Source organism: Frankia sp. Mgl5, assembly GCF_023242985.1.
Classification (GTDB): domain Bacteria; phylum Actinomycetota; class Actinomycetes; order Frankiales; family Frankiaceae; genus Parafrankia; species Parafrankia soli.
On the sequence record NZ_JALKFY010000828.1, the window covers coordinates 75,754 to 86,532 of the forward strand.

At 72.3% G+C, this 10,779-nt stretch carries 5 protein-coding genes; all 5 read left to right on the forward strand.

Annotated elements, in window-relative coordinates; genetic code table 11:
- Positions 1-41: 41 nt before the first annotated feature.
- The 5 genes from trpB to MXD62_RS34640 all read left to right on the forward strand — a co-directional run bounded on the left by trpB (position 42) and on the right by MXD62_RS34640 (position 10,717).
- The gene (gene trpB / locus MXD62_RS34620; protein ID WP_248833557.1) at positions 42-1,514 is read left to right on the forward strand and encodes a tryptophan synthase subunit beta; all 1,473 of its coding nucleotides are present in this window, start codon (positions 42-44) and stop codon (positions 1,512-1,514) included.
- Between the two features lie 38 nt (positions 1,515-1,552).
- Entirely contained in the window at positions 1,553-2,473 is a 921-nt protein-coding gene (gene trpA, locus MXD62_RS34625; RefSeq protein ID WP_248833560.1) for a tryptophan synthase subunit alpha, read from the forward strand.
- A gap of 197 nt (positions 2,474-2,670) precedes the next feature.
- A complete protein-coding gene (lgt, locus tag MXD62_RS34630) occupies positions 2,671-3,786 on the forward strand; it encodes a prolipoprotein diacylglyceryl transferase (protein WP_308301369.1) in 1,116 nt (371 codons plus the stop codon).
- Between the two features lie 528 nt (positions 3,787-4,314).
- A complete protein-coding gene (gene gltB, locus MXD62_RS34635; RefSeq protein ID WP_248833559.1) occupies positions 4,315-8,967 on the forward strand; it encodes a glutamate synthase large subunit in 4,653 nt (1,550 codons plus the stop codon).
- Between the two features lie 304 nt (positions 8,968-9,271).
- The gene (locus MXD62_RS34640; RefSeq protein ID WP_071065617.1) at positions 9,272-10,717 is read left to right on the forward strand and encodes a glutamate synthase subunit beta; all 1,446 of its coding nucleotides are present in this window, start codon (positions 9,272-9,274) and stop codon (positions 10,715-10,717) included.
- Positions 10,718-10,779: the final 62 nt, after the last annotated feature.

Here is a 10,779-nt window from a genome sequence, read left to right on the forward strand (position 1 = left end):
TCAGGCGGTCGGCCGAGCGGTCGCCGGCCGGGCCCGCACGGGTGCTCTGTGTTCGGAGCGTCTCCGGGCGGGGCCCGGCCCCGCACGTCACCTCGGTGGGGGTGGGCGCCGGTACAGTCGGGGCCGTGACAGCTCGATCCGTCGACACCACCGCCGACCCGACCTCCGCCATCGATCCGAGCCGTGCCACCGACCCGAGCCGCGCGACCGGCCCGGTCGAGGTCGGCACGTGGTCGGCCGCCCAGGCAGCGGGGAACTGGCAGGCCGTACCGGACGCCGCCGGCCACTACGGCCGTTTCGGCGGGCGGTTTGTCCCGGAGGCGCTGTTCGCGGCGCTCGACGAGCTCACCGCGGCCTACGAGGCCGCCCGGGTCGACCCCGCCTTCGTCGATGAGCTCGACCGCCTGTTGGCGAGCTACGCAGGGCGCCCGACGCCGCTGACCTCGGCCGACCGGCTCACGGAGCGGATCGGTGGCGCGCGCATCCTGCTCAAGCGCGAGGATCTCGCGCACACCGGCTCGCACAAGATCAACAATGTTCTCGGGCAGTGCCTCCTCACCCGGCGGATGGGCAAGACCCGGGTGATCGCCGAGACCGGAGCCGGTCAGCACGGCGTGGCCACCGCCACCGCCTGCGCCCTGCTGGGGCTGGAGTGCGTCGTCTACATGGGCGAGGAGGACACTCGCCGGCAGGCGCTCAACGTCGCCCGGATGCGCCTGCTCGGTGCCGAGGTGGTCCCCGTCGCGTCGGGCAGCCGCACCCTGAAGGACGCCATCAACGAGGCCATGCGCGACTGGGTGGCCACCGTCGACTCGACCCACTACTGCATCGGGTCCGTGATGGGCCCGCACCCGTTCCCGATGATGGTCCGTGACTTCCAGCGGATCATCGGCGTGGAGGCACGTCAGCAGACGCTCGACCTGCTCGGCCGCCTGCCCGACGCCGTCGTCGCCTGTGTCGGGGGCGGGTCGAACGCGATGGGCGTCTTCCACCGCTTCATCCCGGACACCGAGGTCGCCCTGATCGGCTGCGAGGCCGGCGGCGACGGAGTGGTGACGGGCCGCCACGCCGCGGCGATCGCCGGGGGCGCGCCCGGGGTCCTGCACGGCATGCGGACCTTCCTCCTCCAGGACGCGGACGGCCAGACCCAGGTCTCCCATTCCATCTCGGCCGGGCTCGACTACCCGGGCATCGGCCCTGAGCACGCCCTCCTGCACGAGACCGGCCGGGCCAGCTACCGGGTGGTCGACGACAGCGCCGCGATGGAGGCACTGGCGCTGGTCGCGCGGACGGAGGGCATCCTCGTCGCGATCGAGAGCGCACACGCCTTCGCTGGCGCGTTCGAGGTGGCCCGTGAGCTCGGCCCGGACGCCGTCGTCCTGGTCAACTGCTCCGGCCGAGGAGACAAGGACGTCGACACGGCCGCCCGCTGGTTCGATCTGCTGGACACGGACGACACGGGCGCCGAGTCCCGGGGCGAGGACGCAACCCCGGCCATCGAACCGTCCGCCTGACGACAACGACGAGGAACGGACGCACGGTGCGGAGTCAAGTGGCGCACGACCAGTCGGCCCAGCAGGCACGGGCCCAGGAGCAGCCGGCGAACGACCAGCCGGCGCCGAGCCGGCTCGAGCCGTCCGGGCAGCGGTCCGCCCGGCCCGGCGGGCCGAGCCCGCTCGACGAGGCCTTCGCGGCCGCGCGCAAGGACGGGCGGGCGGTGCTCGTCGGCTATCTCCCCGCGGGGTTCCCGACGGTGGACCGCGGCATCGCGGCGATGCGGGCGATGGTCGCGGCGGGCGTGGACGTCGTCGAGGTCGGCCTGCCCTACTCGGATCCGACCATGGACGGCCCGGTCATCCAGGACGCCGCGGACACCGCGCTGCGCGGCGGCGTGACCACCAGAGACGTGCTGCGCACGGTCGAGGCGGTCGCCGAGACCGGGGCCCCCACCCTGGTGATGACCTACTGGAACCCGGTGGAGCGGTACGGCATGGAGGCGTTCGCCGCCGACCTGGCTGCCGCCGGCGGGGCCGGGGCGATCACCCCCGACCTGCCGCCGGAGGAGGCCGGCCCGTGGCTCGCGGCCAGCGCCACCCACGGCCTCGACCCGGTCTTCCTGGTCGCGCCGAGCTCGACCACCGAACGGCTGCGCCTGGTGACGGCGCACAGCGGCGGCTTCGTCTACGCGGCGTCGACCATGGGCGTCACCGGTGCGCGCGCCGCCGTCGGTGTGAAGGCGGCCGGCCTGGTCGCCCGGGTCCGGGAGGTGACCGACCTGCCTGTGGCGGTTGGCCTCGGCGTCAGCACCGGTGCCCAGGCGTCCGAGGTGGCCGGCTTCGCCGACGGCGTCATCGTGGGCTCGGCGCTGGTCCGGGCCCTGGCGGCCGACGCGCGGGACGGTGCCTACGGCGTCGGTGCGATCGAGCGGCTGGCGGTCGAGCTCGCCGCCGGCGTGCGTTCGGCCACCGCCTGACCAGGCGGCCTCCGGTCGTCCCGCGCTCGCCGCGGTCCGCGGGCGCCGCCATCCGCAGGCGTTCGCCGCCATCCGGCGGTGTGGACGGGCGTGGGTCCGTCGGCGGTAGGCGGGCTGGCCTTGCCGCCGGCTGAGTACGGGGAGATAGCCTGACGCTCGTGGTGCTCGCTGCGATACCCAGTCCTTCCCGAGGGGTCGTGCATCTGGGACCAGTCCCGTTGCGCGCCTATGCGTTGATGATCGTCCTGGGGATCATCGTCGCTGTCGCCGTCACAGCCCGGCGGTTGCGGGCCCGGGGCGCGGATCCGGTGATCGCCAGCGAGGTGGCGTACTGGGCGGTCCCGTTCGGGATCGTCGGCGCGCGGATCTACCACGTCGTCAGCAGCCCCGAGGCCTACTTCGGTACGGACGGCGATCTGCTGGCCGTGTTCGAGGTGTGGAACGGCGGCCTGGCGATCTGGGGCGCGATCTCCGGTGGCGCGCTCGGCGCCTGGATCGCCTGCCGCCGGATGCGCGTCCCGTTCGGCCTGTTCGCCGACGCGGCCGCGCCGGGCCTCGCCCTCTCGCAGGCGATCGGGCGCTGGGGTAACTGGTTCAACCAGGAGCTGTACGGCCGTGCGACGGACGTGCCCTGGGCGGTCCGCATCGACCCGGCTCACCAGATGATCCCGGGTGTGACGACGTACCACCCGACGTTCCTCTACGAGTCGCTGTGGAACCTCGCGGTCGCCGGGGTGCTTCTGTTGGTCGACAGGCGTTGGCGGCTGGGCCGCGGCCGGCTGTTCTTCCTCTACGTGGCGCTCTACACCATCGGAAGGCTGTGGATCGAGGCCCTGCGGATCGACACCGCGGAGAAGGTCCTCGGGCTGCGGATCAACATCTGGGTCTCGATCGTGGTCTTCCTGCTGGCCCTGCTGGCGCTGGCGTTGGTCCGTCGCCCGATCGACCCGGACGTCGGCTGGACCAGCCCCGCCACCGACGGCGCCGCCACCGCCACCGCCACCGGCGACAGCGACGGCGACGGCGAGACGGCAGCCACGAGTGCCGTCGCCCCGGTCGGTGCCTCCCTCGGCTCCGCCGCGGATTCCGGCGGTGTGGCTGCCGGCGGTAACACCGCGGCGGCTCCCGGCACGGGGCCAGCCGACGGCCAGGTCGCGCCCGGCGGACCCGCCGGGCCGAGTGGCGGTGCCAGCGGTGCGGTCGGCGCCGCCGGCGGCCTGGTCGGCGGTACCGGGACCGCCGGTGACCCGGTCACCGAGCCAGCCGCGCCCGGCCTGCCGGCGCCGTCCGGCCACGACCAGCGGTCGGGGTAGGCCGCCGCACCCGGCGGCGGGGATCACTGGCGCGGTCGCCGGGCCCGCGACCGGGTTGACGTTTCGGGCGGACCCCCGTCCGACCAGGACAGCCCCGTGTCCCCGGGACGTCGGTGTCTCCGGGGGACGTTCGCGGCCGCCGGATCCTGGAATAGGTCCGTTCCTTGGCCGGGCGGAGCGGCAGCCGGACGAGATCCGTACACTGCGGACCGGGAGTGTGTCGTCACCCGGGTCGGCTGTCCGTCCGGGCCGGGTCGCCGGGCGACGCGTTCGGTGACAATGATGTTGCCTCGCTGTGACATTTTCTGTCATCGACGCCTTTTACCTGAACTTCGTTGATCGTCCAGGAAATCTGCCGTCATCTTGCTGTGACCTGGCGGACATTAGCGATCACGGCGGATCCGGCGCGCTCATGGCACACTCGGTAGAGGCGTGGAGCTGGCGACCAGCCCGTCATCTCGTCGCGCCGCCCTCCGGACAGCGTCGTCCGCTCCCATCGGCCCTTGAAGATGGACAGGACACCGCCGGATGCCGACTGCGCAAGGTCTCTACGACCCCACCTTCGAACACGACGCCTGTGGCGTCGGCTTCGTCGTCGATGTGCACGGCCGGCGCAGTCATGAGCTGGTCGATCAGGGTCTGACCGTGCTGCGCAACCTCGATCACCGGGGCGCGTCGGGCAGCGATCCCGACACCGGTGACGGCGCGGGCATCCTCGTCCAGGTCCCGGACGTCTTCTTCCGTGACGTCGTCGAGTTCGCGCTGCCCGCGCCCGGTCGGTACGCGGTGGGCACCGTGTTCCTGCCGCAGGTCGCCGGCGAGCGCGACGACGCCGTCCGGACCATCAGCCGGATCGTCCGCCAGGAGGGCCTGCGTGTCCTGGGGTGGCGGGAGGTGCCGACCGTCAGCCACATCGTCGGCCACGCCGCCCGTGAGGTCGAGCCGTGGATGCGGCAGGTCTTCCTCGCGCTGCCCGGCACGCCGACGCGGCCGCGCGTCGCGCCCGTCACGGCCGACGGCGCCGAGATCGCCGGTGCTGCCGGGGCCGCTGACGGCGTAGGCGCGGCGGTCCTCGCCACCGATCCGTCCGCGCCCTCGACCGCGACCGGGCCCGACGGCTTCGACGCCATGGAGCTCGAGCGCCGCGCGTTCTGCGTGCGCAAGCGGGTGCGCCGGGAGACCGGCGTGTACATGCCCTCGCTGTCGTCGCGGACCATCGTCTACAAGGGCATGCTGACCACCCATCAGCTTTCCGCCTACTTCCCGGACCTCGACGACCCGCGGTTCGCCAGCGCCATCGCGCTGGTCCACAGCCGGTTCTCGACGAACACGTTCCCGAGTTGGCCGCTGGCCCACCCGTACCGGCTGATCGCCCACAACGGCGAGATCAACACGGTGCGCGGCAACCGCAACTGGATGCGGGCGCGGGAGGCGCTGCTCGCCAGCGACCTCATCCCCGGCGACCTGTCCCGGCTGTTCCCGATCTGCGCGGACGGCGCCAGCGACTCGGCCAGCTTCGACGAGGTGCTGGAGCTGCTGCACCTCGGCGGCCGGTCGCTGCCGCACGCGGTGCTGATGATGATCCCCGAGGCGTGGGAGAACCACGAGGAGATGGACGCGGCCCGCCGGGCCTTCTACCGCTTCCACTCCGCGCTCATGGAGCCCTGGGACGGGCCGGCGTCCATCGCGTTCACCGACGGCACGGTCATCGGCGCGGTGCTCGACCGCAACGGCCTGCGTCCGTCCCGGTACTGGGTGACCGACGACGGCCTGGTCGTGATGGCCTCCGAGGTCGGCGTGCTCGACATCCCGCCGCACCGGGTGGTGCGCAAGGGGCGCCTGCAGCCGGGCCGGATGTTCCTCGTCGACACCGCGCAGGGTCGGATCGTCAGCGACGACGAGATCAAGTCCGAGCTGGCCTCCGCCGCTCCGTACGAGGAGTGGCTGCACGCCGGGCTGATCTCCCTCGACGACCTGCCCGAGCGCGAGCACGTCCTGTACGGGCACTCGTCCGTCATGCGCCGCCAGCAGGTGTTCGGCTACTCCCAGGAGGAGCTGCGGATCATCATCGGCCCGATGGCCCGTACCGGGGCCGAGCCGATCGGGTCGATGGGCACCGACACCCCGGTAGCGGTGCTCTCCAGCCGGCCGCGGCTGCTGTTCGACTACTTCACCCAGCTGTTCGCGCAGGTCACGAACCCGCCGCTGGACGCCATCCGGGAGGAGCTGGTCACCAGCCTCGGGCGCACGCTGGGCCCGGAGGGGAACCTGCTCGCGCCGTCCCCTGCGTCGGCGCGCATGGTGCACCTGCCGTTCCCGGTGATCAGTAACACCCAGCTGGCGCGGATCATCGGCATCAACGACGACGGTGACATGCCCGGGTTCGCCTCGGTGACCGTGCGTGGTCTCTACGACGTCGCCGGCGGCGGGGCGGCGCTGGCCGCACGGCTGGCGGAGATCTGTTCCGGCGTCAGCGAGGCGATCGCTGACGGTGCCCGCATTGTGGTCCTCTCGGACCGCGACTCCGATGAGCGCAAGGCGCCGATCCCGTCGCTGCTGCTGACGGCCGCCGTCCACCACCACCTGATCCGGGAGAAGACCCGGACGAAGGTCGGCCTGATCGTCGAGTGCGGCGACGCCCGCGAGGTCCACCACATCGCCCTGCTCACCGGGTACGGCGCGGCGGCGGTCAACCCGTACCTGGCGTTCGAGTCGATCGACGACCTGCTCGCCCGCGGCGAGCTCAACGGCATCGAGCGCGAGCAGGCCGAGAAGAACCTGATCAAGGGCCTCGGCAAGGGTCTGCTCAAGGTAATGTCCAAGATGGGCATCTCGACGGTGGCGAGCTACACCGGTGCCCAGGTCTTCGAGGCGATCGGGCTCGCCCAGGAGCTCGTCGACCAGTACTTCGTCGGCACCCCGAGCCGGCTGGACGGCGTCGGTATCGACGTCATCGCCGAGGAGGTCGCGGCCCGCCACCGGCGCGCCTACCCGGCCGTCCCGTCCGAGCTGGCGCACCGCACCCTCGAGGTCGGCGGCGAGTACCAGTGGCGGCGCGAGGGCGAGCTGCACCTGTTCAACCCGGAGACGGTCTTCCTGCTCCAGCACTCCACCCGCAGCCGTCAGTACGACCTGTTCCGTCAGTACACCGCGAAGGTCGACGGCCTCTCCCGGGAGAACGCGACGCTGCGCGGGCTGTTCGAGCTGCGTACCCGCGGGCGGGCGCCGATCCCGATCGACCAGGTCGAGCCGGTGTCGGAGATCGTGAAGCGGTTCGCGACCGGCGCCATGTCGTACGGCTCGATCAGCGCCGAGGCGCACGAGACGCTGGCGATCGCGATGAACCGCCTGGGCGGGAAGTCGAACACCGGTGAGGGCGGCGAGGACGCGCGCCGCTTCGTCCCCGACGAGAACGGCGACCTGCGCCGCTCGGCGGTCAAGCAGGTCGCGAGCGGCCGGTTCGGCGTGACCAGCGAGTACCTGGCGAACGCGGACGACATCCAGATCAAGATGGCGCAGGGCGCGAAGCCGGGGGAGGGCGGCCAGCTGCCCGGGCACAAGGTGTACCCGTGGATCGCGAAGACCCGGCACTCCACGCCGGGCGTGGGTCTGATCTCGCCGCCGCCGCACCACGACATCTACTCGATCGAGGACCTCGCCCAGCTCATCCACGACCTGAAGAACGCCAACCCGAAGGCCCGGGTGCACGTCAAGCTCGTCGCCGAGGTCGGCGTCGGGACGGTGGCCGCGGGAGTCTCCAAGGCGCACGCCGACGTCGTGCTCATCTCCGGCCACGACGGCGGCACCGGCGCCTCCCCGCTGACCTCGCTCAAGCACGCCGGCGCCCCCTGGGAACTCGGGCTCGCCGAGACCCAGCAGACGCTGCTGCTCAACGGCCTGCGGGACCGGATCGTCGTCCAGGTCGACGGCCAGATGAAGACCGGGCGGGACGTCGTCGTCGGCGCGCTCCTCGGCGCCGAGGAGTTCGGTTTCGCCACGGCGCCGCTCGTCGTCGCGGGCTGCGTGATGATGCGCGTCTGCCACCTCGACACCTGCCCCGTCGGCGTGGCGACGCAGAACCCGGAGCTGCGCGCGCGTTTCACCGGCCGGCCGGAGTTCGTCGAGGCGTTCTTCACCTTCATCGCCGAGGAGGTCCGGGAGCACCTGGCCGCTCTCGGGCTGCGCAGCATCGCCGAGGCGGTGGGGCGGGTCGACCTGCTCGACGCCCGCGCCGCCATCGACCACTGGAAGGCCTCCGGGCTCGACATCACCCCGCTGCTGCACACCCCGGAGCGGCCGTTCGGCGGCTCGCTGCACTGCACCGCCAGCCAGGACCACGGGCTCGACAAGGCCCTGGACAACTCCCTGATCCAGCTCTGCGAGGGCGCGATCGAGGACGGCCGTCCGGTCTGGCTGGAGATGCCGATCCGCAACGTCAACCGGACGGTCGGGACCATGCTCGGCTACGAGGTGACGAAGCGGTACGGGGCCGCCGGCCTGCCCGACGACACGATCTCGCTGCGGTTCACCGGCTCCGCCGGGCAGAGCTTCGGGGCGTTCGTGCCGCGCGGGATGACCCTCACCCTCGAGGGCGACGTCAACGACTACACCGGCAAGGGGCTGTCCGGCGGGCGGATCATCGTCTTCCCGCCGAAGGAGTCGCCGCTGCGCGCCGAGGAGAACACCGTCGCGGGCAACGTGCTGCTCTACGGCGCGACCGCCGGCGAGGCGTTCTTCCGCGGCATCGTCGGCGAGCGGTTCTGCGTGCGCAACTCCGGAGCCACCGCGGTCGTCGAGGGGGTCGGCGACCACGGCTGCGAGTACATGACCGGCGGTACGGTGGTGGTTCTCGGGCCGATCGGGCGCAACTTCGCGGCCGGCATGAGTGGCGGCGTGGCCTACCTGTACAAGCCGGTCAGCCAGCGCATCAACACCGAGATGGTGGACGTCGATCCGCTCGACGACGACGACCGGTCCGCGCTGCGCGGCATCGTCGAGAAGCACTACCGGGAGACCGGTTCGGCCATCGCGTCCCGGTTGATCGCCAACTGGGCCGGCGCCCAGGAGGACTTCGTCAAGGTCATGCCGAAGGACTACAAGCGGGTACTGGCGGCGATGCGGAGCGCCGAGGAGCAGGGCCTGTCGGTGGAGGATGCGATCATGGCCGCCGCGCGCGTCTGACCGGCGCGGCAGCCCACCTCGCGGCGATCCTTCGCGCGAGCGCGGTTTTCGGAGGACGATTCTCCGCACCGTTGCAGATCGACCGCCAGAGCGTACGACGTGCCAGACCGTACGACGTGCCAGACCGAATGACGCGCCAGCCCGACCGGACGTCGACCGAGCGGGCGTCGACTGACCCAACGACCGAACGAACGAACGTCGACCGACATCACGGCCGGGAACGCGATGCCGGCGTCCCCGAACCATCAGCGGGGCACGCGGGGCGGACACGTCACAGCGGCCTCATGGAACCGACAGGAGCGGCATGGCTGACCCGACCGGCTTTCTCAAGCACCGCCGGGAGCTGCCCACGCGCCGACCGGTGGACGTGCGCATCACCGACTGGCGCGAGGTGTACGAGTCGTTCCCGGAGCCGGCGCTGCGTGACCAGGCGGGCCGGTGCATGGACTGCGGCATCCCGTTCTGCCACGAGGGCTGCCCGCTCGGGAACATCATTCCCGAGTGGAACGACCTCGCCCGCCGCTCGGACTGGTCCGAGGCGATCGAACGGCTGCACGCGACGAACAACTTCCCGGAGTTCACCGGGCGGCTGTGCCCCGCGCCGTGCGAGGCGGCCTGCGTGCTGGGCATCGGGGACGACCCGGTGACCATCAAGCAGATCGAGGTCACCATCATCGACCGTGCCATCTCGGACGGGTCGGTCGTGCCGGTGCCGCCGTCGGTGCGCACGGGCCGTCGTGTCGCGGTCGTCGGCTCGGGCCCGGCCGGCCTCGCCGCCGCCCAGCAGCTCACCCGGGCCGGCCACGAGGTGGTCGTCTACGAGCGGGCCGACCGCGCCGGCGGCCTGCTCCGCTACGGCATCCCCGAGTTCAAGATGGAGAAGCGGGTCCTCGACAACCGTCTGGCCCAGATGGAGGCCGAGGGGACGTCGTTCGTCACCTCGTGCAACGTGGGCGTCGACATCACCGCCGACGAGTTGCGCTCGTCCTACGACGCGGTCGTCCTGGCCGGCGGGTCGACGGTGGGGCGTGACCTTCCCGTCCCCGGGCGGGAGCTGCGGGGCATCCACCTGGCCATGGAGTTCCTGGTCCCGGCGAACCGGGTGCAGCAGGGGGACCTGGCCGAGACGACGATCTCCGCTGCCGGCAAGCGGGTCGTGATCATCGGCGGTGGCGACACCGGGGCGGACTGCCTGGGCACCTCGCACCGGCAGGGCGCCCTGTCCGTCCACCAGCTCGAGATCATGCCGCGGCCGCCCGCCTCCCGGCCGCCGGCGAACCCGTGGCCGTCCTTCCCGATCGTCTACCGGGTGTCCAGTGCGCACGAGGAGGGCGGCGAGCGGGTCTTCGCCGTCTCCACCGAGCGCTTCGTCGGCGATGACGAGGGCAACGTGCGGGCCCTGCTCATGCACGAGGTCCAGATGGTCGACGGGCGCTTCCAGAAGATCGAGGGCAGCGAGACCGAGCTGCCGTGCGACCTGGTGCTGCTGGCGATGGGCTTCGTCGGCCCGGAGCGCCCCGGCCTGCTCGAGCAGCTCGGCGTCGACCTGGACGCCCGCGGCAACGTCGCCCGCGATCTTGGTTGGTCGACGTCGGTGCCCGGCGTGTTCGTGGCCGGTGACATGGGCCGTGGCCAGTCCCTGATCGTCTGGGCCATCGCGGAGGGGCGCTCGGCGGCCGCCGCCGTCGACCGGCACCTGATGGGGACGACCGACCTGCCGGCTCCGATCCTGCCGACCCGCCGGCCCTGACCCCGAGCCCCGGGGGGGGGGGGGCCCCCGCGGGGGGGGGGGGGGGGGGGGGCGGGCGGGGG